Origin of the sequence: Streptomyces sp. NPDC058678 (assembly GCF_042714835.1) — a bacterium.
GTDB lineage: Bacteria > Actinomycetota > Actinomycetes > Streptomycetales > Streptomycetaceae > Streptomyces.
Genome location: NZ_JBHXSG010000062.1, coordinates 1 through 25,403 on the forward strand (window position 1 = coordinate 1; position 25,403 = coordinate 25,403).

Genomic DNA, 25,403 nt, shown 5'->3' on the forward strand with positions numbered 1-25,403 from the left:
GTGTAAGACCTCAACGGAGTTCTCCGGGCGGGCAGTCGGCGACGAAGCAGAAAACCCCACGGCGCGAGCCGTAGGAATCCCCCTCGTTCACGAGGAGGAGAAAGTCAACAATGACTCCATCAGGCCGACCAGCGCCATCGCGAAGGCGTAGGGGCGATGGTGGTCAGGGTGTCCATGGTGAACGGCACGTCGGGCAGGCCGGGTGTCGGCAGGGAGGACGGCAGGGCGCCCTTGTCGCCCACGGTCGGCACGGCGATCCCGGCGGCGACGGTGATGACGATGGCGACGAGCGGCACCGGGATCACCGTGGTGATCTTCGGGAAGGACACCATCAGCGCGAGACCGCCGATGATCAGCGGATAGACGGGCCAGAGCACGTCGTGCATCTCCGGCACCTGCGCCATGAAGATCAGGATGGCGAGGGCGTTGACGAAGCCGACCATCACCGAGCGCGGGACGAACCGCATCAGCTTGGCCACGCCGAGAGCGCCGAGAACGATCTGGATGACGCCCGCCAGGATGACGGCGGCGACCAGGTAGCCCAGGCCGTGCTCACGGTTCAGCGGTCCGATGACCAGGGCGACGGCGCCGGTCGCCGCCGAGATCATCGCGCGGCGACCGCCGACCACGGAGATGGTCACAGCCATCGTGAAGGACCATCCGGCACTACGAGGAGACCGGTCTGGTCATCCCCTTCGCCCGCTCCCAGGGCGGCTTCCGCCTCTACACCGAGGCAGACATCGCCCGCCTCATGGTCATCCGCCGCATGAAGCCCCTCGGCTTCACCCTGGACGAGATGCGCGACCTCCTGGACGCCACCGACCGCGTCGACTCCGGCGAGCCGGCCGACATCGACGAGCGTGAAGCACTCCTGAAGCGGATCAGGGCCTACGAGCAGGCCGCCGCCCAGAAGATCGAGGACCTCCGCGTCCAACTGGCCCGCGCCGAAGACTTCGCCGCCACCCTCCGCGCCCGGCTCGGGACCGCCCGCCACGAGCAGGACGCCTCGGCCTGAATCACCGGCCGACAGCCGGCCCCGCGCAGCGCACGCCGGGCTCCCAAGAGGCCGCCGGCCCCGGCGACGCGGGGCTGTCGCGCTCCGCGCATGGGTCCGGTACACGAGCGAGCTGTGACGCCGCGTGGCGGGCGGCGCCCGCGAGGGTTCACTCGCTGACGCCGCCCGCCCTGCTTCGGACGACCTCTCCTGCTGCTCCCCGGCCAACCGCCGAGCAGAGCTACGGCATCCGGCGCGCCGCTGGTGCCCGTGCAGCCCCTGGCCGCCGTGGCACCTCGGTGGCCGACGGTCCCGCGGCGTTCCGCCCTTGGCGCTACGCGTCCTGCCGGTGGCCTGCCAGCAGCGATTCTTGGACGAGCCCGGCCGGGGTGAGGTCCCATGCCTCGACAGTGAAGTCGCCGCGGCCGGTGCCGGTGGCGTGGGCCTGGAGCCGCCACGGGCCGTCGGCGAGCGGATAGAACCTGAGGGTGAGCACTTGGCCGCCCGCGAGATAGATCTCGGCGATCGAGCGGTCGACCATGACGCGCAGTTCGACCGGTGTGCCGGGGGCCTCGGCGGCCGGGTACGGGAGGGCGTAGGCGCCTGCTCGTGCCCGTGCGTCCGTTGACGCGTGGCTGCGATCGACGGTGATCCGGCCGGCGGTGGGATCGAGAGTGATGTCGAGGTACTCGCTGCCGTCAGCGGAAGTGACCAGGCGCAGGCCGCTGGTGCCCGTGGTGTCGGGGGTCAGGACGGCGGTGAGGTCGAAGGTGCGGCTGACCTGGCCGAGTTCGGCCGTCCCGGACTCGGTGATGTGTCCGGTGCGGTGCAGTACGCGTTCGCCGCGCAGGGCGAGCAGCTCGCGGGCGGGACGTTGGACGACCGTGCCGTCGGCGGCGAGGGTCACCTCGCGGGGAAGGGTGAGGACGCCTGCCCAGCCGGCCTCGTTCACCCAGTCGGCGTCGCGGGCTTCCCAGGCCCAGCCCCAGAGCAGCCAGCGGTCTTCCTCGGGCGCCTTCAGCAGGGCGGGGGCGTAGAAGTCCGGGCCGTGGTCCAGCGGTACCGGTGGCGCGCTCGCCGTGAAGCGGCCGCCCTGCTCGTGGCCGGTGTGAACAGTCGTATGGCTGGGGCCGCCCTGCGGGGTCCAGTCGCTGACGATCAGGACGGCCCGGTCGCCGAAGGTCGCGTACTGGGGGCACTCCCAGCCGACCGGGGCGGTCGTGGTGGCGGGGCTGCTGACGTGGAAGGGGCCGCGATGGGCCCAGTTCTCCAGGTCGTCGGACTCGTAGAGCAGTGCTGCCCCGCGGCCGTCGGCGAAGGCGGAGCCGACGAGCATCCGCCAGCCGCCGTCCTGCCGCCAGACATAGGGGTCGCGGTACATGGTGGCGTCGGCGGGCGGCTGCGGGATGAGGAGTTCGGGCCGCTTGGCCCAGGTGTGGCCGCCGTCGTAGGACTCGGCGGTGGTGACCGGCTGCCACCAGCGGCCGGTGCGGTTGGCGGAGTAGAAGGCCACCAGTCGGCCGTCGACGGAGATCGCGTTGCCGGAGAAGCAGCCGTCGGCGTCGTCGCCGCCGGGGGTGGGGGCGAGCGCGACCGGGAGCTCTTCCCAGGTGATCAGGTCGGGGCTGCGGAAGTGGCCCCAGTGGACGTTCGCGTGCTGCGGGCCGTACGGGTTGTACTGGAAGAACACGTGGTAGTGGCCGTCGTGGAAGACGAGCCCGTTGGGGTCGTTGATCCAGTTGCGAGGCGGTCGCAGATGTACGGCGGGCAGGTGGGGGTCGGCGGGCGGCGTGGACACACGGGGCCTTTCTCGGGGTGCGCGGAGCACAGGAGGGTCAAGAGCCAGGAACGGGTGGGGATGTGGGGTCAGCCCTTGACGCCGGTGGAGGCGATGCTGTTGACGAACGACCGCTGGAACGCCACGAACAGGGCCAGGATCGGCACGGTGATCATGGATGAGTACGCCATGATCTGGCCCCAGCCCACGTTTAGCTGGAAGAAGTAGGAGATGCCCACCATCACCGGCCGCAGCTCCTCGGTCTGGACGACCATGAGCGGCCACAGGTAGGAGTTCCAGGCGGGGAGGAAGGTCAGGATGGCGACGGTGGCGACGGCCGGGCCGGACAGCGGCATGACGATGCGGCGGTAGATGGTGAACCAGCCGGCGCCGTCCACGATCGCCGCCTCGTCCAGTTCCTTCGGGATGCTCTGGAAGTACTGGTGGAAGAAGAAGATCGAGAAGGCGTTGGCGACGAACGGCACGATCTGGACCTGGTAGGTGTCCATCCAGCCGGTGGTCCACTCCAGGTGGAAGCCGTTGACGCGGAGCAGCGGCAGTTGGTTGACCCACCACACCAGCGGCAGGGCGAAGGTCTCGAACGGCACGATGAGGGTGGCGATGACGGCGGTCAGGACGAGCTTGCGGCCGGGCCAGCGCATCCGGGACAGGGCGAAGGCGGCCAGGCTGTTGACGATGATGCCGAGCACCACGGTGATCGTAGAGATCAGCACGGAGTTCAGCAGGAACCGTGCCGCCGGGACGCGCTCGAACACGCTGCTGTAGTTGTCCAGCGACAGGGCGCCGACCGGCAGGAAGGCGCGCAGGGAGCCGAGGTCGCCGAAGATCTGGTCGTCCGGCTTGAACGAGGAGACCAGCATGAAGACGAGCGGGAGCGCGAAGACCAGGGCCAGGACGACTCGGCCGGCGTGACCGCCGAGGTGTTTGAGGACGGAGGTCATGTCAGTCCCTCTCCCGGGTCAGGAATCGCTGGACGCCGGACACGCTCAGCACGAGCACGAAGAAGACCAGCGAGATCGCCGCCGCGTACGCGGTCTGCTGCTGGTCGTAGCCGGTGTGCACCGCCTGGTAGACGACGGTGGTGGTGGAGTCGAGGGGGCCGCCCTGCGTCATCACCCTGATCTGGGTGAAGAGGCTGAACGCCGCGATGGTGATGGTGACCAGCACGAACGTGCGGGTGGCACTCAGCCCGGGCCAGGTGACATGGCGGAAGCGGTCCCAGCGGCTCGCACCGTCCAGGTCAGCGGCCTCGTACAGCTCGGCGGGGATGGTCTGCAGACCGGCCAGCCAGATGATCATGTGGAAGCCGACGCCCTGCCAGACCGACATCAGGATGATGGCGGGCATGGCCGTGGCCGGGTCGCCCAGCCAGTCCGGGCCGTCGACGTGCCCCAGGGTGAGCGCCGAGATCACGTGGTTGACCAGGCCGTCCTGCCGGTAGAGGAAGGTCCACAGCAGGGACACGACGACCATCGAGGTGACGACCGGCAGGAAGTAGACGGTGCGGAAGAAGTTGATGCCGCGCACCTTCGCGTTGACCAGCAGCGCCAGCACCAGGGCGAGCCCGGCCTGGAGGGGGACGACGACGGCGGCGAAGTACGCGGTGTTGCGCAGGGACTTGTAGAAGACCGGGTCTTCGAAGAGCAGGGTGAAGTTGCGCAGGCCCACGAAGCGGGCCGGGGTGGGCGAGATGAGCCTCGCGTCGGTGAACGCCAGGGCGAAGGCGAGGGCGACCGGTACGACGAGGAAGACGACCAGCAGCACGACGGCCGGGGTGGCCATGCCGAGGGCGGCGAGGCTCTCACGGCGACGGGCTTGCGTCGTTCGGGTTCGCCGGACCGGACGCAGCCGGCCGAGGGCTGCGATCATGGTGGTCACGGTAGCTCCAGGGGAAACCGGTCCGGTTCGGGCACGCGGGAAGGCGCGGTCGGGGCCTGAACCGGACCGGGGCGGGTGGGTCAGCCGGCGTAGTAGTTGTTCGTCTTCAGGTTGGTGTCGATGTCCTTCGCGGCCTGGCCGAGCGCGTTCTTGGGGTCGGCGCCGGCCAGGATGTCCTGGGCCGCCTTCTGGAACTCGGTGGAGATGTAGGGGTAGGCCGGGGTGACCGGGCGTACCTCCGCGAACTCGCGGGCGAACTGGACGAAGACGTTGAGCTTCCCGCCGGGCTGGTAGTCGGCGACCTGCTTCGCGGCGGCGTCGGTGGCCGGGATGGTGCTGGTGGTCTTGGCGTAGTCGACGAAGTACTTGGTCTGGCGGGAGAACTCCAGCCATGCCTGGGCGCCGGCCTTGTTGGAGCAGGTGGAGCTCATCGCCCACTGCCAGGATGCGCCGCCGATCTTGGGTCCGTTGCCGAAGTCGACCGGCGGGATGACGGCCAGGTCGTCGCCGAGCTTGTCGGCGTTCTTGGCCGCGTTCCAGCTGCCGTCCCACTGGATGGCGCTCTTGCCGGCCAGGAAGTCCTTGTTGGGGTCGGCTCCGGACTTCTTCGCCATGTAGTCCTTGGCCACCAGGGAGCGGAACCAGGTCGCCCACGTGACGGAGCTCTTGCCGTCGAGGGTGCCCGAGGCGGTCTTGTAGCCGTCCCGGTCGATCAGGTCGCCGCCGAAGCTCTGCAGTTGCGGGGAGTAGGCGTAGGGCCACCACTCGCCGCTGCCGCCGGTGCCCATCTCCAGCGGGTACTGGAACTTTCCGCTCTTCTTCAGCTTGGCCAGTGCGGAGTCGAACTCGGCCTTCGTCCAGGGCTTGTCGATGGTCGGGACGCGGATGCCGTACTCGTTCAGCACCGACTTGCGGGCGAAGAAGGTCAGAGCGACGTCGTAGAAGCCGAACGCGTAGACCTTGTCCTTGTAGCGGCCGACGGTGCTGGGCAGCTGGTCGGACAGCGGGACCTCGCTGCCGGCGACGTCGATCGGGGACAGGTAGCCGCCCCAGGCCCAGTTCGGCACGTTGGGGCCGTCCACGTCGAGCAGGCAGGGGAGCTTCTTGGCGGAAGCCGCTGCCACGACGGAGTTGTTGTAGTCGCTCTGCGGGAACGCCTGCAGCTTGACCTTGTACTTGCTCTGCGAGCCGTTGAAGTCCTTGATGATCTTCTTGACGACGTCGAGCTCGGCCGAGTTGCCGGCGTTGTGCGTCCACAGTGTCAGCGTGTCGCCGTCGGCTCCGGACGTGCTGCCGCCGCTGCCGGTCGCGCATCCGGCGACCAGCGCGGTCGCCGCCACGACGGCTACACTCGCTACTGCGAGGCGCCTGGTTCTGAACACCACGAGGTTCCTCCATCTCACTGAGGCGGGTCCTGCAAGACCCGCCTGGGCGACCGGTTGCGACGGTCGCTGTTCTTGGTGGTCGTCCCGCCGCTCAGGGTCTGCGCTCCGGGCGGCGGGACAACCGTTTTCGGGTGCCGGTCTCAGCCCTTGGCGGGGCCGCCGATGGAGGCGCGGTCCTGCAGCGGCATGGGCACACGGTGTACGGCGGCTTCGAGCGGCCCGTCGCCGAGGATCAGCTCCACGGCGAGGCGGCCGAGTCGGTAGTGCGGCAGTTTCAGCGTGGTGAGCGCCGGGCGCAGCACGGACGCGATGTCCTGGTCGTCGAAGGAGATCACCGACACGTCGCCGGGCACCGACAGACCCGCCTCGCCGAGCGCCTGGTAGGCGCCGAAGGAGACCCGGTCGGCCAGGCACACCAGCGCCCGTGGGCTGTGGCCCGCCGCGAGCAGGGCGGAGACCTCCCGGTAGCCGTCCGGCGTGTCCCAGTCGCACTCGACGACACCGTCCAGGCGGGCGCCACCCTCCCGTAGGACCTCCTCCAGGCCGCGCATGCGCTCGTTCCCGGCGATGATCCCCTCGGGTGTGGCGGGGATGGCCTGGTGGCCGCCGATCGCCCAGATGCCGTCGGTGTGGCCGGCCGCGAGCAGGGCACGGGCCGCGTCCCGGCCGGCCTCGAGCTCGTCGGGGACGACGGACGGCGCGTCGAAGCCGGGGGCCAGGCAGTTCAGCAGCACCACCCGGCGCCCGAACAGTTCCTTGGGCGGTGTCACGTACCGGGTGAACATGGACGCGTAGATCACCGCGTCGACCTGGCGGTCCAGCAGCGCGTGGACCAGCGACGCCTCAGCGGCGCGGTCGCCGCCCGCCTCCGTGATGAACAACAGGTTGTCCCGCTCCCCGGCGGCCTCCATCGCACCGCGGATCACATCGCCCGCGAACGGTGTCGTGGTGATCCGGTCCGAAACGAAGCCGATGGTCTGTGTCGACTTGGTCCGCAGGCTGCGTGCGGTGACGTTCGGGCGGTAGCCCAGCTCCCGGGCGGCGTCCAGCACCTTCTGGCGGGAGGCGTCGGAGATGCGCATGTCGGTGCGGCCGGACAGAGCGAACGACGCGGTCGTCGGCGAGACGCCCGCTTTGCGGGCGACATCGGCCATGGTCACACGACGCTCAGACATCCGCTGCTCAGCTCCGTTGTTAAATCGGATTAGCAAGTTGCGACGAGACTGATGCGCACGTGGCCTGATGTCAACACTCCGGATATACCGAAAGGGAAACGGTGACACTATGAGCCGTTTTGTGAGACCTCAAGGTAACGCCCAGGTAAATCGGTGTGCATTAGCTCTTGCGTTAGCAGGAGCGGCGCGCGAACGATGCCGACCCATCACTTAAACCGATTTGGCAGGGCGTCAAACCTGCCGCGCACCCCTGGGAGCCAGCCCATGAGCCGGCCCATGAGGAGAAGAACAGCCCTCAGCGTCGTGTCCGCCGCCATCGGCGGCGCCGTCGTACCGCTCTCGTTCGCTTCCGCTCCCGCTTCCGCCGCCGCCGCCGAGGAACAGCGCGGGCCACAACGCCCCTCCGCCCGCTGGGACTTCGACGAGCGCGCCGGCACGGTCACCCGCGAGGCGGTCTCCGGCACGGCCGACCCCGTCGACTACGTCTTCAACGACGCCCGCTACAAGCCCGACAGCGATCCCGTACGGCGCCGAGGGGTGGGCGGCCGGGCGCTCTACTTCGACGGCTACTCCACCGTCGTCACCGCCCCGGGCCCCCGGCAAGCTCGACCCCGCCGACGGCATCACCCTCGACGTGTGGATCGCCCCCTACGCCTACGAGCACGGAATCGACGGCAAGCCCCAGGCGCTGATCAACCAGCATGACCCGGACGCGAAGACCGGCTTCCTGCTCGGCCTGCGCCGCTTCGGGCAGATCGTCTTCCAACTCGGCTTCGGCGCCGACCTGATCGAGGTCAAGGGTGCCGCGGACCAGCCCGCCACGAAGGGCAGGTGGACCCATGTCGCGGCCACCTACGACCCGGCCGCCCATGAACTGCGCCTGTACCGCGACGGCCGGCCGACAGGCACCGCCCCCACCCCCGACAGGGCCCCCCAACTGGCCTCCGGCTAGCCCCTGTTGATCGGCCGCAACAACCGGCCCACCCTGCTGAACGGCGAGTTCCACGCCAACACGTACATGGGCCTGATGGACAGCCTCGTGATCCGCCCCGGCACCCTGGACGACTCGACGGCACAGCAGGAACACGCCGAGAGGATCGCGGCTCTTCCCGGCCGTCGCGTGCCCCGCCCGGACCTGACCCGAACCGCGCCCGCTTCGACGGCGACCGGCACACCGACCCCAGTTCCACATGCTGCCGCCCTGGCACCGGATGAACGAGCCGCACGCGCCCGTGTACTTCAGACACTGCTCTCCTACGACACGAACGAGCGGCGTTTCTCCATCGACCGCAGCCGCTCCAGCCTCGACCCGGACGTACGCAAGAGTGCCCATGGAGGGACCGTGGAACTCGACGGCGGACGGCTGAAGCAAGGAGGTCACGGCGCACTGCACGGATACGGGAGAGCACCCGCAGACCGCCTTCGGCGACCCGGACGCCTACGCCGTGCAAGCCGCCGCGCGGCTGGTGCCGGCGGACCGGGCGGCGCGCGCGAGGCGGCACAACGCCGTGGTGGGCGCGCTCGACTCGGTGCTTAGGAGGGGCGGGGACGTCGCCGGCATGTGACCGGTTGAGGTTACTTCTCGCCCCCCCTTGTGGCCTGGCGAGTTGTCCCCACTGAGGGCACGATGACAGAGGCCGTACCCCATGCCGAGTGCGGCCATGACGACGCAGGGCCCTACCTGCCGGTTGGGGGACACGGCCCAGCACCCCCGAGAAGCCTCACCACCGCAGTCAAGGCCGTCAGCCTCGCCCGCACTCCTCGGGAGTGGTCATTCTGGTCGGTGCCGACGACTCAGCAGCCAAGTGGCGGACGCGACAGCGACGGCGCCGCCGACCACGGTGCAGGCCAGTACGGCCCCGGGGACGACGTGGGGATGGTAGGCGGCAGTGACACCCAGCCAACCTGCGCTCGCACCCAGGCAGGCAGCGGCCGGGGTGTCCGCCCAGCGGTACGGCGAGTACCGCGGGGTGAGCCCGGCCCAACGTAGGACGCCGAGGGGCAGGGCCACAGCAAGGGCGGTCAGGACGGCGATCACGGGAGCCTGCAACCGCGGGGTCAACGGCACGCGGTAGCCGAACGCTTGGATGGCCGTGAGAGCCATGACGACACCGCCGAGCGCGGAGGTCTGCAGCAGGGAGAGTCTGCTGCCACGCGTCTGCATCGCCCGGTCCACGGTGGAGGTGGCCAGAGCGCGCACGGCGTCGGTGCGCTCCCTGGCGGCGTCGAGGTGGACCAGGTCGTCCTCCACTTGGGCCAGGACCCTCTCGGCCACGGCCAGGTCCTGGTCGGCCATGGAGCCGCCGGCACCACGGCGGACGGCAGCGGGGGCGGTGCTGCGGATGTTGGCTGAGATGCCGGTGAGGGTGCGGGCGAGTTGGCGCAGCCGGGTGCTGGTCCACAGCGATCCGCCGGGTTCCAGCCGGGAGCGGTCCAACAGTGCGGCGGCGCGCAGGACTCGTCCCAGGGGCACTTCCGTGTCGGTGTCGGCTGTCCGCAGGTGACGCAGCAGTTCCTGGGCCTGGCGGTCTCCGGCCTCGATGGAGGTGTGGACCGAGCCCAGGGCCATGTGTCGCTCCGCGGCGTAGCGAAGCCGGGCCGCGTGCGACAGGTAGCGGGCCAGCGGGCGGAGCCCGTGGAATCCGTCGACGGCCCACACCCACGCGTCGAGGCGCTCCTCCAGGCTCTCGGGGGCCAGCACGTAGTGGGCGCGGCGGGCGGCAGCCGGGGCACTTGCGTCGGTCGTCCACAGGGAGAAGCCGTCCTCGGTGCGGTCGAACCCCTGCCACCAGGAGCCACCGCCGGTGACTGGGGCGTGGTCGCGTACGGCAGCGCACAGACGGCGGGTTCCACCGGGAAAGCCGCGCCGGTAGAGGGCTTCGAACACCAGGTACTCGCCGAGCACGCCCGCCGCGGGCGGGTTGCCTACGGCGCTCACCGCACGGTTCCAGTCGGTGAACAGGTCTGCCCACTCGTCCAGCGAAGCGTCGGCCGTGTTGGGGGCGAGCAGGGCCACGAGGCCGGCCACGTCGTGGTGCGCGAAGACGTACACGGAGTGGATCTGGCCCGGGGCCGGGCGGGTCGCGGCAGCCAGGACACGGAAATCCACGCTGTGGGCGGGGACCTCGGGCAGGACGAGAGCCGGGGCGGGCAGGCCGGTCAGCGGGGCGGTCATGCCCAGCTGCCGACACGCCTGCCACAGTCCGGCCAGGTAGCGGTGGGCCGCGGGCGCCGTCTGGGCTGCGGCGGGTACGAAGCACAGGACGACGAGCGCCGGTTTGGTGACCCGCGCGTTCACCCCACCCCTCCGCGGTCGGCGGTGAGCCGTAGGCGTGTCGTGGTCATTCCTGTGCGCCCTGGGAGGCGGCATCTCGTCCTGGGTCCTGCTCCACACCGGAAGGGCCGTCGAGGTCGAGGGTGAGGGAGTGGAGCAGCGGGGTGCGTTGTTCCTGCTGTTCGGGCGGCATGGGGACCCCGCCGGGCTGAGAGTTGGCCCGCCGCGGCGCCAGGAGTTCCAGTTCCCGGCGCGCCGCGCGCACCGCCTGCTCGTCGGCGATGGGGTCCGTGGCGGCGAGGGCGGACAGGACCGCACCGAAGCGCTGCCATTGTGCGTCCTCGAGCGACCAGTCCTCCGCGTCGTCGAGCAGGTTGATGAGCCGTTGGATGTCGCGGCTTGCCACGCGCCCCCCTGTGTCAAAGCTTTGGTCTGTTCCGATGCAGGACGGGACGTCTCACTGAGGGCGCCGGTTCCCGCAAAGCCCCACTCCGTCCGCAGGGGGTTTGAGCTGTTGCCGTTGGAGTGCGTTCAAAGGTGTTCTGGTGCGTGGGAGTGAGCGTGGGTGGTCTGTGTCGTGTCGCGCCTCGGCCGTGGGCTCGGTTCTCGGTGGTGAACTGACGTTCTTTCATCGAATGCGTGACCTTCCTGGGGGGTGCTCGTTTGTCATGGCGACAGGGTTCTTCGGGTGGGACGGGGTGGGTGGGCTGAGGAGTGTGGCGGAGCCGTTCGTCGTGTCCGGTCCTGGTGGTGTGGCCGTGCGGACCCGTCTCAAGCACCTGACGCCCGGCGATGAGAGGGTGCTGCGTCTGGTGGGCGCGCATCTGGGATCGCTGGCTTCGAAGGACCTCAAGGCGCGTTGCCGGGACGGCCTGGAGCATTCCGGTGAGACGTGGGCGGTGCGTAAGCGGGAGCTGACTGCGCTGTCGTCGTCACGGTGGGCTGGCAGCATCACCAAAGCCACGCACGACCAGTGGGCGCTGGCCCGCCGCTGCCAGCTCGCACACATCCAGAACCTGGAAGCCGGCGTCCGTACCATCGAGCACCGGCTGTCCCTGCCGGTCGGGCAGAAGGGGACGAAGAAGGCGGCCGGGGGTTACCGGTCGGCGCGGGAGTGGCATGCGAAGTCAAGGCGCCTGCGGGTACTTCAGGACCGGCTGACTGCCGCGCGGGCCGACCGCGAGGCCGGCCTCGTCCACGTCGTACGCGGCGGCAAGGCTTTGGCTCGCACCCGGCACCACCTGGACGCCGCCCAGCTGACCGAGTCCGCGTGGCGCGGGCGTTGGGAGGCGGAGCGCTGGTTCTGCCAGGCGGACGGCAAGTCCGGCAAGCACTACGGCAACGAGACCATCCGCATCAGCCCCGGCGGCGAGGCGAGCATCAAACTCCCCGCACCGCTCACCCATCTGGCCAACGCCCCACACGGCCGCCACATCCTCGCCTGCCGGGTCACGTTCGCACACCGGGTCGGCGAGTGGGCGGACCGCGTCGCGGCCGACCGGGCCATCGCCTACCGCATCCACTACGACACCGGCCGGAACCGCTGGTACCTGACCGCCTCCTGGCAGATTCCGCCCACCCCCACCCTCCCATTGGAGGCCGCGCTCACGCACGGTGTGATCGGCGTCGACATGAACGCCGACCACCTGGGCGCCTGGCGCCTCGACATCCACGGCAACCACCGGCAGCCCGCGCCGCTTCTTCTACGACCTGACCGGCACCGCACCCCACCGTGACGCCCAGGTCCGCCACGCCCTCACCCGCCTCCTGCACTGGGCCCACACCTGTGGTGTGAAGGCGATCGCGGTCGAGGACCGCGGTCATCGCCGTCGACCCGGCCTACACCAGCCGCTGGGGCGCCCAGCACTGGCAGAAACCCCTCACCAGCACGACCCGCACCACCACTCGCCATGATGCTGCTGCCGTGGCGATCGGAAGGCGCGCCCAGGGACACCCGATCCGGCGACGGAGAGCACCGCCCCCACCGCACCGGAGTGATGCGGTGGGGCATCGGACCGTCCAGGCCGGTAGGCGTGTTCCTGCGCGTGAGGGAACCCGCCCCCGCATCCCCGGACCACGGACACGATCCGTGCCGCCCGGACGCGCAGCGAACGCGGGCAACCAGAACGCCCAACACCGTCCGGGGCGTTCGGCCGAGCATGAGACCTGGCAACAGGACTCACTCCCGCTCAGTCTTTAGGAACGGTGCCTTTCCTCACGGTGGGCCCCCATTATGGGAAGGACCGCCGGGGGTGGCAATGACGGGGCTGGGCGGCAGAGAGGGAGCGCGGAACCGAGGCAGGTCCCGAACGCGTTACCGGAGCACCTCACCGCGGACGTCGCGCCCCCGGCTTCGACACGGGTCGCCTTCGGTTCCTGGCCACTGCCGTGGGGGGAAACCAGCATGCTGTTCACCGGTGGTGCGCGCCGTCGCGCGCGTTTGCTCGCGCGACTTGACGGGGCGTTGCGCCACCCGCGGGCCGGCGGCTCCGCCGGGTGGTTCGATCCCGGGCTGGAACGTGACGCGGGCGAACTCGTGAGGTCGGCGGGCGACAGCCTCGCCCGCGACCATGAGGTACTGGCCATCGTGGGCGGGTTCCACTGGTTGCGGGCGGGAGCCCTGCCCGAGGGGCCGCCGCGCCGGCACGAGGTGCGGCAGGCGGTTTATCTGCTTGCTCCTCTGTACGCCCACGCTCCCAAACTGGTGCCGGGCGGGTTTCGCGAGTGGCTGCCCTTCCTCGGGACGCGGTTCGCGCCCTGTGAGCTCGCTGGCGGGCCACCTCGATGGTCGGGCATGGCGGAAGCGGAGATGGACGCCTTCTTCGTCGGGCGGGACCCGGACCGTGCCCGCAGGGCCGCCGGCCTGTTCGCACTCGCCGCCGTGACGAGCGGACCCCGTCAACAGTCCGGTTTCGCCACGGAGTGCTGGCTCGGCTGCGCCATGGCTGCCGGCATCGTCTTCCTGCTGGACGGACGTAGGGAGTCCGCCGACGAGGCCGTGCAGGCGGCACGGTCCGCTCTCACCCTGTCACCGCCTTCCGGCGCCGACTCCCGGTTCTGCCGCGCCCAGTTGGCCACCGCACTGCTGGACCGCCACGACCGCTTCGCGCGCCCGGAGGACCTCGATGAGGCATTGGGCCTGCTGGAGCAGGAGTTGGCCGGCACTGCGGACGCCGACGGCGGCGCGCCCGAAGTCCTTCTGTCCCGCGCGCTGCTGAGCCGCTTCGAAGGGACCGGTGATCCAGAGGACATCGAGCGAGTTGTCTCGATGCGGCGTCGTGCGCTCGACCAGCCACAGGAGGGGCCGGGAGAGATGGGCGAGAGGATGAGCGCTCTGGCCGCCGCGCTGGAACGGCGTTTCGAATACCGGCCGGACCGGCGGGACATCGACGAGGCCGTCGAACTGCAGCGTGCCGCTGTTGACCTGTCCGGCGACTCCGTAGAAGCGTCTGAGATGAGTACCCTGGCGCGGCTTCTGGGTGCCCGCTTCGAGTGGAGCGGTGACCGCGCGGACATCGAGGAGTCGATCGAGTGGCATCGCCGTGCGCTGGAGGCGCCGTTCGGCGACGGCGCCGACCATCTTGCGCTGCTGTCCAACCTGAGCAGCGCCCTGCAGACTTCCCTGGACAGGCACGACGGCAACGACAAAGTGGGCCCGCGGGCCCCGGCCGTCGCCCATGAGGCCGTCGACTTGGCTCGCCGGGCCCTGGGAACCACGTCCGAGGAGGATCCGGACTTCGTCGGACGGCTAGGCACTCTTGCCAACGCGCTGTCCTTGCGGTCCCGCTGTGCCGGTGACGACGAGGCGCTGGACGAGGCGGTCGTCACGGCCCGGCGCGCAGCCGACGCCGCCCGTGCGGCCGGTCACCCTGCCACCGCGATGTTCTTCGTGAATCTCGGCAACCACCTCAGCCGACGCCACGAGCGTACGGGCGGCCCCGACGACCTCGCAGCGGCAGCGGACGCGTTCCGGGAAGCGACGCGGGTTTCGGGGGCCCCGGTGCCGTGGCGGATCCGCGCCGCCGACTACCTCGGCCGGTGTGAGGCGGAGGCGGGAAACTGGGCACGGGCAGTCGACGCCTTCGCGCAGGCCATCGACCTGCTGCCACGTATGGCCGCCCTGGGCGTGGACCATGCCGACGCCCACACCGCGCTGGACGAGCGGTTCGGACTCGCCGCCGACGCCGCGGCCTGCTCCCTGCACTGCGGCGACGCGCAGCGCGCGGTCCGGCTGCTGGAAGCGGGGCGCGGCCTGCTGCTGAACCGCGCCCTCGACACTCGAGCCGACACCGAGGACCTGCGCCGCGACGCACCCGACCTCGCGGCCCGATGGCACGCCCTCACCCAGCCGATCGCAGCCCAAGGACAGGCAGCGCAAGATGCGGCGGTGCGCGCCGAGGCGGAATGGGAGGCCCTGATGACGGACATCAGACGCCTGCCCCACCCATGGGCACGGCGGTTCCTCCAGCCCGCGGCACCAGAGGAACTGATGGCCGCCGCCGAGCAGGGGCCGCTGGTGATGCTCAACGCCTCCAGATACCGCAGCGACGCTCTGATCATCACCTCACAAGGGATCAGATCCACCCCGTTGCCCCTCGTGACCCGGCAGCAGTTGATCGAGCAGATCATCCGCCTCGTCGAAGCGGCCGACGACCCGTCACCGGAGAACGCGGAGGCGTCCGTGACCGCCACGTTGCGCTGGCTGTGGGACGCCGTCGCAGGGCCCGTGCTGGACACGCTCGACCTTCCCCGGCCCGCGGAGACCGGGGTGTGGCCGCGGCTGTGGTGGATTCCCGGCGGCGCGCTGTGCCACCTCCCCGTGCACGCCGCCGGATACCGGCAGGACCCGGACTCGGATGACCCCCGCTCCGTCGTGGACCGCGTGGTCAGCTCCTACACTCCGACCGTACGGGCCCTCATTGAGGCTCGCCGTATCGAACGGCTGTCCACTGACGGCGGGAACCGCATGCTGGTAGTGGCCATGCCGACGACACCTCGCGCGGCACCACTCCCCTCCGCACAGCGCGAGGCGGAGTTCCTGTCCGCTCTGTTTCCCACGACGCAACTCAAGGACTCGGACGCGTCCGCCGCCTCGGTACTGGAACACCTCCCACACCACGGCGCCGCCCACTTCGCCTGTCACGCCACGGCCGACGCCGAGCGGCCCGCCGACGGTCACCTGATGCTGACGGACAAGCTGGCCGTGCGGGACATCTCCCGTCTGAACCTGGCCCGGGTGCGGTTCGCATATCTCTCCGCGTGCGCCACCACCGTCTCCAGCCCGGGCCTGGCCGACGAGGCCGTGCACCTGTCCGGCGCGTTCCACCTGGCGGGTTTCACTCATGTCGTGGGAACGCTGTGGCCCATCAAGGACGACACCACGATGACGGAAGGCTTCTATGAGTCGCTGCCACAAGGAGCACATGGCGCACCGGAGTTCCACGCCTGCGCTCAGGCCCTCCACACCGCGGTGCTCCAAGCACGCGAGCACTCACCATGGCTGTCCGACCACTGGGCGCACGTCCACATCGGCCCATGAGACGACAGGTCCGGAGCGTCGAGCAGGCTCAGGCCGGCGACGACAACTACGCCATGGTTACGCATCCCCCTGGCCAACGACGAGCGGTCATGCACGAAGCGTTCACACTCGCCTGGTGGCTGTTCGCCCGACCACGTCTCGGTAAGACGGCGGGGCGAGCGGGTTCCGACTGAAGGCGGGTGCGGGGGCGGTGCCCCGGACAGGACCCTCCCGCGTCAACGGGAAGGCGCAGGCTGAGGACCACGGCTCCTGGTCCGAAGCCGAAACACCCTGCCGACAGCCCGGCCTGCAGAACTTGCCGCACCTTGCTCCCGCCATCGCCGCCCGGCACCGTCGCTGAGTAGTCAGGGACGCCATGGGTGAGGCTGTCATCCCGACTCCCTTCAGCCAGCTCACCGGCGGCCGGTGGCTGGAACGGCCGGTTCCGGGACGACCAATTCCGGTGGTGCCGTGGCCTTTTGGCAGGAGAGCGCCCTGCCGGGTTGCTCCGATGCCTCGCCGAGCCGGGGTCAGCAGACGAGATCCTCAACTCACTCGCCGACTACCTCGCCAAGTTCACCCCCGCCATCGACAAGCTGGACACTCGAGTTCGCCATTGCCGGCACAGGACACCAGTGCCGCAACGGTGTTGCCGTGACGGCTGGGTGGCCGGCTGCGTCAGAACGTGGCCAATCGAGCCGGGACAGGAATGCTCCGGTTTCCCTGTTTGGCGCACTTCGCCTCTGACACAATGCAATGGTGTCGCTACGGACGGTGGTTGGGGAACCGCCGCGACCGGCCTGCTGGGGGGATCTTGCGCCATGCTTGCGGCTACCTACGACGAACTGAAGCATCGGGCCCTGACGTTGTTCATGACCGCGTCCTCGTTGGCGCAACAAGCCGGCGCGGGCGTCGCAGTCGAGCGGCTCGACGCGGCTGAGCGCCCGCTGCGCGACGAGCGCTTCACGCTCGTCGTCATGGGCGAGTTCGGCCACGGCAAGTCCTCGTTGCTCAACGCCTATCTGCGAGAGCCCGGCCTCTTTCCGGTGCACTCGTACGTCTCCACCCGGCTCGTCACGACGGCCCGATTCGGTCCGGAGGAGACCGTCGTGGTCTCCCTGGCGGAGCGGCCGGGCCGCCCGGCCGAAGAGCGGCACATCGCACGGACCGAGATCGCCGCCTACGCCTCCGAAACGCACGTCACGGACGGGGCCGCCTCGCCGGACGCCGACCGGGCCACCGCCATCTCCGTCACCCTGCCCAACCCCGTACTCGCCCAGGGTCTGGTGGTCGTGGACACACCTGGCATCGGCGGAGTCCACCGCGGGCACACCGCCGCAGCCGTCGGTGTCCTCTCCTCGGCGGATGCCGTGTTGTACGTCATCGACGCTCAGCAAGAGGTGCCTGCCTCGGGCATCGCCTTCATCGAGGACGCCGCACGGGCGCTGGACGTCCGAGGCTGCCCCGCCCGGCTCGTCTTCGCGGTCACCAAGACGGACCGGGTGGAGGACCCGGACACGGTGGTGGACGAGCTGCGCTCCCGGCTGCAGGCAGTCCCCGGCTTCGACGCCGACGGCATCGTCATCGTCGGCGTCTCCTCCCGGCACCGTCTGCTCCACCTTCAGGACGGCGAGCCGGAGCGTCTGGAGCTCAGCAACTTCGGCGAGCTGGAGCGCCAGCTGCGTACATCGGTCACGCTCTCCAGGGCGCGGTTACGGCTGAGCACGGCCCTCAACGAGTTGGACTCAGTCACGCGGACGCTCCTCGCACCCGCCGAGCACGCGCTGGCAGTGCTGGACGCCGAGGACGAGGCCGAGCGCGAGCGACTCGTGGCTGCCGCAAGGCAGCACCGCGCCAAGGCGGCGGACCGCACCGCGACGGATGCCTGGAAGAGCGCTCTGGAAGCCGAACTGGAAGCACTGAACGCTGACTTGTGCACACACGCGACGTCGGTACTGGCCGAACTGTGGCGAGGGGTACGCGAGTCCTACCGAGCCCGGCCCGAGCTGCTGGACGACCCGCAGCTGGTGCTGGACCAGCTGGCCCGCCGACTCGCGCTGCTGATCGCCGATCTCGGCGAACGCGCACGCGCCGGAACAACGGAAATCCACGCGAGGGCGGCCGACCGGATCGGACTCGCCTCCTCTCCCCTGACGCCGGCCTCGTTGCCCGCCCTGCCTCCGCTGCCCGACCCGAGCACGCTGGCGCGGCCGGACGGGGACGACAGCGCGGAGTTTCTCGTCAAGGCGCTCGCCGCCTCGGTGGAAGGAGCCCGCACCGGCGCGCTGATCGGTGAACGCGTCGGCGACATCGTTTTCAGCCAGGCGCTGGGCAGGGCATTGCCCCAAGGCCCCATCGGCGGAGCGGCACAAGGCGTCATGGCGTACGGCTCTGCACTGCTGAAGGACGATGCCCGGCCCGGCTCGTGGCCCGGAGTGTCGCCCGGCGCCCTGATCGGCGCGAGGATCGGCGCCGCCGTGGGCGCCACCGTGGCGTTCGCCGGGCGGCTGCGACTCGAACGCAAGAAGGACGTGACCGACAGGGTCCACACACTGGACCGGGCACTCGCTTCCTGCGAGGAGGAACAACGCACGTTCCTGCACGAGAGCCTCGGCGAGATCGTCGGTGCGTGCGCACGTACGGCCGCCGTCGGCATGGAGAGGCTGGCCGCCCGTCAGCAGGCCGAGCACGAGGCGACCCTGGCCGAGATCGAGACCGCGCTCGCTGCCGTGGGCCAGGACGCGGTGCGCAACCGCCAGGAGCTGACCGACCGCCGTGCCAATCTCCACGCGCTGCGCATCTCGATCGCCGAGGTCGCGGACGCGACGGGGGCCCTCCAGGGCTGACCCACCGCGCACCGAGGGGCAGAGGGGCAGGGCAGAGGGGGAAGCATGGCATCGAGCCGGACGGAAACACTGGACCGGGCGCTTCGGTCGTTGCCCGACGGCCCAGCGGCACAGCCCGTACGGGTGGCCCTTCTGGGCGCTCACGAAGCGCTGCACGCGCCGTTGCGCGTGGCTGTGGCCGGGCGGGTCAGCTCGGGCAAGTCAACGCTGGTCAACGCCCTGATCGGTGATGAGCTGCTGGTCACGGGAATCAACCCCGTGACTTTCACCGTGTGCGTACTGCGGCACGCCCCGACCCCCTCCCTGACCGTGCGGTTCAGCGGCGGGACGGGGCCCGAGTCACGGCCGCTGTCGGACCTGCACCTGCTCACCGCGCGTGACGCCGACGGGGCGGAGCCGGAGGGCCTGGACCATGTGGAGATTCGCGGCCCCTTCCCGCACCTCGGCGCGTTCGAACTGGTGGACACACCCGGGTTCGGCTCCCGGTACACGGCCGACACCGCCGCGGCCATGCGTGCGCTGGGCGTGACCCCCGATGCGGTGGCCCGGTCGACGGCCGGCCAACTCCGGCGTTCGGACGCGGTGATCGCCGTACTCAACACCGCGCTGGCGGGACAGGACGCCGACCTGCTGACCCGCTTCCGGGGCGCGGACGGCACGTCACCGTCGCTCACTCCGATCACCGCGATCGGCGTACTGACCAAGGTCGAACTGCTGTGGCCCGGGGAGGTCGACGATCCCCGCGACGACGTCCTCGCGCTGGGACGAGACCACGCCCGGCGCATCATGGCGGATCCCGGTACGAGGCGGCTCCTCCACGATGTCATCCCGGTCTGCAGCAAACTCTCCGAAGGCGCGGCCGGCCTGACCGAAGAGGAGGTCGCCGACCTCGCCATCCTCTCCCGCACCCCCGAGGCACTGCTGAGGGCACGACTGGACGACCGCAGGGGCTTCGCGACACGCCAGTACGACGATCTGCCCCTGCCGCCCGAGCGACGTGGTGCGCTGGTGGCGCGCCTGAGCCAGTACGGCGTGTTCCTGGCGAGCCGGCTCGTCCGCGAAGGCGCGGACACGCCCGCGGAACTGGGCCAGGCCCTGGAGGCCGCCAGCGGCATGGAACACCTGAGGCGGACCCTGCTGTCGCACTTCGGAGAGCGCAGCGAACTGATCAAACTCGGCCGTATCGTCGACGCGGCCCGCGACCTCCGCACGCGTCAGGCACCCGCCGAGGACCCGCGCGTCCGCGCCCGCATCGGCGACGCCCTGCGCATGGTCACCGACTGGGAACACGACGAGCCGGCGTTCGTGGAGCTGCGGCTGCTGCAGCAGTGGTACGAGAGGCGCCTCGACATCCCCGACGCCGCCGGCGAGGAACTGGAGCGAGCCGTGGGTGAACGGGGCACATCGGTGGCCGACCGGCTCGGCTTCCCCCACTCGTCAACTCCACCGTCACTCGCCCGGCTCGAGCGGGCCGCCCTGGAACGCGTCGCGCACTGGCGCCGCTCGAGCATGGTGACCACCCCCGGACTCCGGCAGGTGGCACCGGTGCTGGAACGCCGGTACGCGCAGCTGTACGACCGAGTGCGGCAGGCACGGATCCTGCTGGGGGAGGAACTCACATGACCGATCCGACCGCCGCCACCCCCGCCGCCCCGGCCGGTGCCACCGCCGTCGGCACGAGTGGCCGGAGCCCCGTCCTCGTCGTCGATCTGGGGACCACCAGCTCGTCGGCCGTCCTCGTCTCCGCGAACGGGCAACAGCACCTGCTCAAGCACGCCGACGGCATCACACGGCACGACTGGATGCCCACCGCGGTCCTCCTCGATCAGGACACCTTCCTGGTGGGCTGGCAGGCCTACGAACGCCGAGGCGACGATCCGGCTCTCTACCGCACAGAGTTCAAGCCCGACATCGGCAGCGCCGTTCCCGTTCCCTTCGGCCGCTCCTCCTTCCCGGTGAAGGCGCTCGTCACAGCGGTGCTGGCGCACATCCGTGAGGTCGCCGCCGAGCTCGGTCCCGTACCGGAGCGTGTCCTGCTTACCGTGCCCGCCGAGACCATGCGCGCCCGCCGCGACGCCATGGTCGAGGCAGGCCGTGACGCGGGCTTCGACGACGTGGACCTGTTACCGGAACCGGTCGCGGCGGCCTACGCCCCCACCCTGGGCGCCGACTGGCAACCGGGCGACCTGGTTCTTGTGTACGACTTCGGCGGCGGGACCTTCGACGCCGCCCTGGTCCGCGTCGGCGACCGTACCCACGAGATCCTCGGCCAGCACAGTCTCCTGACCGGCCACGGCGGACGGGACATCGACGCCGCCCTCATGGCGGACCTCCGCCCCGCCGCCGACCGATGGCTCACCGCCGATCCCGCACGCGAAAACATCCGCCACCGCCTCGACAGGCGCACCGCGGATGCCGCCGTCACCCTCAAGCACCGCCTGAGCACCGCCGAGCGGGCCGCCGCCGAGATCGCCCTCGACATGCCCACACAGTGGGCGTCCCGCGACCGCCTCCATGACATCGCCATGCCTGTACTGGCCGGGACCGTCGCCTGCTGCCGGGCCCTCGTCAGCGAGGCGGGGACCACCCTCGATCAGGTGACCGCGGTCGTCCTCGTCGGCGGAAGCACCCGCCTGCCCATGGCCGCCGCGTGCGTCGAGAAGGAACTCGGCCTCCCCGTGCGCCGAACCGCCGACCCGACGCTCGCGGTGGTCCACGGCGCTGCCCGCTGGGCCGGACTGACCCTCGGCGACGGCACGACGGGCGAGGCGCCGACGGAGCTGGAGTACCCGCTGAGATGGCCGATTCCGGAGGGAGAGGCCAGGCTGGAGCGCTGGCTCGTCGCCGAGCACGACACCTATCCGGCAGGCGCTGCCCTCGCCCGCGTCCGCCTGACCGACAACACCCTCCATGACCTGTGCGCCCCCCGCGCGGGCCGGATCGTCCGGCTCCACGCCCTGGCGGGGCGGCGCGTCTTCGACGGTGACTGGCTCGTGACCGTGGTGCACCCGCTGCCGCCCGGGGCCGAGTTCACCTACAAACTTGTGCCCTGGACCCAAGGCCGTCGAAGCAGTACGCCGGACCCTCGGCACCCGAAGCCCTCCGAGCGGCGAGGAGGTGGCGATGACCGCGACGACGAGCGGGACGTCCCCTCTCGCTGACTGGGCCATGGACCATCTCGCGTGTGGCCGGGACCTGGTCGAGCGGCATGTTCCCGAGCCACAGGAGCGGGCGCGGCTGCTGGGCCTGCTCGACGCGGCGGCCCCCCGGATCCGGGACACCCGGCTGCGCCTCGCCGTGGTCGGCGAGTTCTCCAGCGGCAAGAGCACGCTGATCAACGCCCTGCTCGGCGGCGGCCTCCTGCCGGCGGGAGCGTTACCCACGACTGGCGCGGCCACCTGGGTGACGGCCTCCCGCGGCACGCCCGGCTACTCGTTCCGGCTGGACGGATCCGCACACCACATCGTCCCCCTGGACGGCCGGCCCCTGGCTCCGGAGGTGCTGTCCTCACTGCGCAACACCGCGCCGGACGCGGAGCCGTCGGCGGACGGCGCCGTCCTGCTGGGGGAACTGGTCTCCGAGGGGCCCTGGTGCGACCGGATCGACCAGCTGACCGTGAGCGGGTGCGCGCCGCTGCTCGACCAGGGAGCGGTCCTGATCGACACACCCGGCAGCAACTCGCCCGTCGCCGAGCACGTCCGTGTCACCCAGCAGGTGATGGCCGAGGAAGCGGACGCCGCTGTTGTCGTCGTCTCCTCGCACGTCCTCGTCACCGACTCGTTGGTGCGGTTCCTCCAGGATGCCGTTCCGGCGCAGGTACGCGGCCGGTGCGTCTTCGTGATCACGCGCATGGACGATCTCGATGGGGACGACGAGTACGCCTCGGTGCTGCGCGCGGTGCGCACGTGCGTGGAGCGGAAGCTGAGCATCCGGAACCCCGTCGTGCTCGGTGCAGCACCGGCAGGCGTCACCAAGCGGCTCGCCGGCCGGTCCCTGACCACCGCGGCCGCCCACTGGTACGAGCGGTTCCCGGAGCTGGAAGGGGCCCTCGGCCGCTTTGTCATCGAGCAACGGCCCGCCCGCGTACCCCTGCGCGTGCTGAGCTCACTCGACGAGGCACTCGCACTCGTCGAGGACGCGCTGGCGCGCCGTCACCGGGACCTGGAAGCGGCGTATGCGGACCTGACGGCGCGCCCGGTGCGCGAACTGGACGACTTCCTGTCGCCACGGGCCGAACCCGTCAGAACCGTGACCCGCCAGGTGTCCCAGGCCGCGCAGGCGGTTCGCCGGGACGTGGCCATGGCCTGCGACGCCACTTTCGGCGAAGCCGCGATCTCCCTCGTGACGTCGGTATACGCCTGCCGGTCCCGCACCGAACTGGCCACACGCCTGGGTGCCGCCGCACACACTGTCGAGAAGGCCGTCATGGCCCTGTCCGAGCAACTGACCGACGACATCGGCCGGCAGGTGAGCGACGCCGCTGCCGGGGCCGTCCGGCTGCTCGACGAGGCATTCACCGCCGAGTACGCGGACGTGCTCCCTGTCCCCGTGCCCCCCGTGGGGCAGGAACCGAACCCGATCGAGGCCCCAGGCACGCCGCCCGGCGGGCGCGTCCACGGGGCGAGACTCAGCAGTAGTGCCGTCCTCGGTGCCCTGGCGGGGAACGAGTTCCTGGGCAAGAGCGCCGCCCTGGTGCTCGCCGGGTTCCCGCTGTTCCCCAGCCTCGATCGGCTCCGGGAGGAAGTACTGACAAGCCTGGCCGGCTGGCTGGAGTCGGTGCACGAGGAGGTGCGCGCCGACGCACGACGGCTGACCGACGTCGCCGTCGCGCGGCTGGAGCAGTACATCTGCGACCTCGTGGAGGCGTACCGGGCCGCGCACACCGGCACGGTGACGCACCTGCTGAGTGACAGGGCCGAAGCGTACCGGCGCATGGGGAAGGAAGGTGCCGCGGTCGCCAAGGGGATGGCCACCGTTCGTCAACGCCGGCTGCTGGTGCGTACCCACCTGACGCGTCTCGACGTTCCGAGGGAGCCTCATGAATGACACACCCGCCGACCCCCATGCCGTGCCGTCCTCCCTGAACGACCTGGAAGAGCTGGCCCGCGCGGTCGCCGAACTGCACGCCGCCCACGGGCCGTCCGACGACGGGCCGGGCCTGGATGACGCTCCCCGTGACGCGGCCGCCGCTGACGGGGCGGTGCAGGTGGTCGCCGTCGTCGGGGAGAGCGGGCGCGGCCGGACCACCGTGGCCCGGCAGCTGGCCACGACGCCCGCCCGGATCATCGACGCCCCACCCCCGGGCGCGTTCCCGGACGCCGACGTGGTCGTGGTCGTCGTCGCCGCGGGTTCGCCGCTCGGGATGAGCGAGCGACAGGCCGTCGAGGCGACGGCCGAACGCACCGGAGGCGCGCCAATCCTGATCGCCGTGACCCGACTGGACACCCTTGACGAGGAGGAACGGCCCGCCGTGCTCTCGTACGTCCAGCGGCGGGCCCGCACCATCCTGCCCGCCATCCGGGTCGTACCGGCCGGACGCACCCCGGACGAGGGCCAAGACGTCCGCGCCGAAGTGGCCGCCGCGCTGGGGAGGATGACGCGAGAGGCCACGGCACGCCGTCGCCTCCGGGTCAGGCTGGGCGAGCAACTCGCACTCCTCGGCGAACGGGCGGCACACGAGGCCGCCCTCCAGGCTCAGCGGCGGCAGCACCGCGCAGCACAGCAGGCGGCGGCGAAGGAGGCCCGGGCCGCGGGCGAGGAGCGGTGGGCGAACATCCTCGCCACTCTGACACGGCGGTGCGCACAGGAGGTGAGGGCGGCCCACACCCTGGTGCGGGCCCATCGCACGAGCCTGCTCCAGGACGTCCTCGGCGCCCATGAGCACGGTGATCGGGCAGCACTGGACCGGGTCGACAAGGCGACGCGGGCAATCCTCGCCCAAGGCCGGGCCCAGGCCGACACCGCACTGGCCGTGGACAGGGAGGGGGCCGTACGGCAGGTGCACGACCGGTTCCGGATGGATCTGGCCGCATTCCTCGCCGAACCGCCGGACGCGATGCGCACCGGCGCACCCGAACCGGCGCCCGTGCCCGCAACACCCCCACCCGGGCGGCGGCGTCACACGGCGGCCACCGTCGCCGCCGGTGCGACGCTCACCGTGGTGCACCTGGCCAGGGGTGCGAACGTCCAGGCGGTCGGCATCGCGGGGCTCACCTCGTTCCTCCTCGCCCTGGACCATCGTGAGCAGGGGAAGGCCCGTGCCGCCGCGGCGCGCGACCAGGCGGACCGGATCGCGGCCGCCATGGAGGAGTGGCTCGCCCGCTGCACCGACGACGCGTACACGGCCTTGCTCGGCGGCGTACGCGCGGCCCGGGACCAGTGGCGCGCCGAAGCCACGCCGCCCGCTCCCGCCGACGGCGACCACGCCGACGAGCCGGACTGGAGCGGGCTCCAGAAGCGTGTGGCGGACCTTGAACTCGTCCTGCGGGAGCTGAACCTGCGCGAGTACGTACAGAAGGGGGAGGTGTGCTGACGC

At 70.8% G+C, this 25,403-nt stretch carries 15 protein-coding genes and 2 pseudogenes; 9 read left to right on the forward strand and 8 right to left on the reverse strand.

The features are described 5' to 3' along the window. Positions 1-102 precede the first annotated feature (102 nt). Positions 103-647: pseudogene (locus ACFWWR_RS38250) on the reverse strand (SulP family inorganic anion transporter); the annotation flags it as partial. Between the two features lie 11 nt (positions 648-658). Here ACFWWR_RS38250 and ACFWWR_RS38255 point away from each other — a divergent pair. Next, the gene (locus ACFWWR_RS38255) at positions 659-1,015 is read left to right on the forward strand and encodes a MerR family transcriptional regulator (protein ID WP_383868534.1); all 357 of its coding nucleotides are present in this window, start codon (positions 659-661) and stop codon (positions 1,013-1,015) included. 313 nt (positions 1,016-1,328) lie between these two features. Here the strand turns inward: ACFWWR_RS38255 and ACFWWR_RS38260 are convergent, their stop codons facing one another. The 5 genes from ACFWWR_RS38260 to ACFWWR_RS38280 form a co-directional block, all read right to left on the reverse strand. Further along, complete coding sequence (locus ACFWWR_RS38260) at positions 1,329-2,792, reverse strand: glycoside hydrolase family 32 protein (RefSeq protein WP_384308241.1); 1,464 nt, start codon at positions 2,790-2,792, stop codon at positions 1,329-1,331. A 68-nt stretch (positions 2,793-2,860) separates the two neighbouring features. Then, positions 2,861-3,733 carry a carbohydrate ABC transporter permease gene (locus ACFWWR_RS38265; RefSeq protein ID WP_383868514.1) on the reverse strand — a complete coding sequence of 291 codons (873 nt, stop codon included), beginning with the start codon at positions 3,731-3,733 and terminating at the stop codon, positions 2,861-2,863. A gap of 1 nt (position 3,734) precedes the next feature. Then, positions 3,735-4,661: a carbohydrate ABC transporter permease gene (locus ACFWWR_RS38270; RefSeq protein WP_383868512.1), complete on the reverse strand. Its 927-nt coding sequence runs from the start codon at positions 4,659-4,661 to the stop codon at positions 3,735-3,737. An 89-nt stretch (positions 4,662-4,750) separates the two neighbouring features. After that, positions 4,751-6,010: an ABC transporter substrate-binding protein gene (locus tag ACFWWR_RS38275; RefSeq protein ID WP_383868510.1), complete on the reverse strand. Its 1,260-nt coding sequence runs from the start codon at positions 6,008-6,010 to the stop codon at positions 4,751-4,753. A gap of 185 nt (positions 6,011-6,195) precedes the next feature. Continuing rightward, the gene (locus ACFWWR_RS38280) at positions 6,196-7,230 is read right to left on the reverse strand and encodes a LacI family DNA-binding transcriptional regulator (protein WP_384308244.1); all 1,035 of its coding nucleotides are present in this window, start codon (positions 7,228-7,230) and stop codon (positions 6,196-6,198) included. Positions 7,231-7,747: 517 nt separating this feature from the next. Here ACFWWR_RS38280 and ACFWWR_RS38285 point away from each other — a divergent pair. Next, a complete protein-coding gene (locus ACFWWR_RS38285; protein WP_384308281.1) occupies positions 7,748-8,182 on the forward strand; it encodes a LamG-like jellyroll fold domain-containing protein in 435 nt (144 codons plus the stop codon). Positions 8,183-9,001: 819 nt separating this feature from the next. Here ACFWWR_RS38285 and ACFWWR_RS38290 read toward each other — a convergent pair. Beyond that, a complete protein-coding gene (locus ACFWWR_RS38290; protein ID WP_384308247.1) occupies positions 9,002-10,528 on the reverse strand; it encodes a CATRA conflict system CASPASE/TPR repeat-associated protein in 1,527 nt (508 codons plus the stop codon). Positions 10,529-10,571: 43 nt separating this feature from the next. Further along, positions 10,572-10,910: a CATRA system-associated protein gene (locus tag ACFWWR_RS38295; RefSeq protein ID WP_383868500.1), complete on the reverse strand. Its 339-nt coding sequence runs from the start codon at positions 10,908-10,910 to the stop codon at positions 10,572-10,574. Between the two features lie 292 nt (positions 10,911-11,202). Between ACFWWR_RS38295 and ACFWWR_RS38300 the strand changes: the two are divergent. The 7 genes and pseudogenes from ACFWWR_RS38300 to ACFWWR_RS38330 all read left to right on the forward strand — a co-directional run bounded on the left by ACFWWR_RS38300 (position 11,203) and on the right by ACFWWR_RS38330 (position 25,400). After that, a pseudogene (locus tag ACFWWR_RS38300) lies at positions 11,203-12,704 on the forward strand (IS200/IS605 family accessory protein TnpB-related protein). Between the two features lie 204 nt (positions 12,705-12,908). Continuing rightward, on the forward strand, positions 12,909-16,043 hold the full coding sequence (locus ACFWWR_RS38305; RefSeq protein ID WP_383868498.1) for a CHAT domain-containing protein: 3,135 nt from the start codon (positions 12,909-12,911) through the stop codon (positions 16,041-16,043). Between the two features lie 800 nt (positions 16,044-16,843). Then, positions 16,844-18,868 (forward strand): dynamin family protein, encoded by a 2,025-nt coding sequence (locus tag ACFWWR_RS38310; RefSeq protein ID WP_384308250.1) that lies wholly within the window; start codon positions 16,844-16,846, stop codon positions 18,866-18,868. A gap of 45 nt (positions 18,869-18,913) precedes the next feature. Beyond that, positions 18,914-20,491, forward strand: coding sequence for a dynamin family protein (locus ACFWWR_RS38315; protein WP_383868494.1), 1,578 nt, complete (start codon positions 18,914-18,916; stop codon positions 20,489-20,491). Next, positions 20,488-22,029: an Hsp70 family protein gene (locus ACFWWR_RS38320; protein ID WP_383868492.1), complete on the forward strand. Its 1,542-nt coding sequence runs from the start codon at positions 20,488-20,490 to the stop codon at positions 22,027-22,029. Before ACFWWR_RS38315 ends, ACFWWR_RS38320 begins: the two co-directional genes overlap by 4 nt. Beyond that, complete coding sequence (locus ACFWWR_RS38325) at positions 21,992-23,914, forward strand: dynamin family protein (RefSeq protein ID WP_384308253.1); 1,923 nt, start codon at positions 21,992-21,994, stop codon at positions 23,912-23,914. The genes ACFWWR_RS38320 and ACFWWR_RS38325 overlap by 38 nt, the downstream gene beginning before the upstream one ends. Further along, the gene (locus ACFWWR_RS38330; protein ID WP_383868488.1) at positions 23,907-25,400 is read left to right on the forward strand and encodes a hypothetical protein; all 1,494 of its coding nucleotides are present in this window, start codon (positions 23,907-23,909) and stop codon (positions 25,398-25,400) included. Before ACFWWR_RS38325 ends, ACFWWR_RS38330 begins: the two co-directional genes overlap by 8 nt. Positions 25,401-25,403 lie beyond the last annotated feature (3 nt).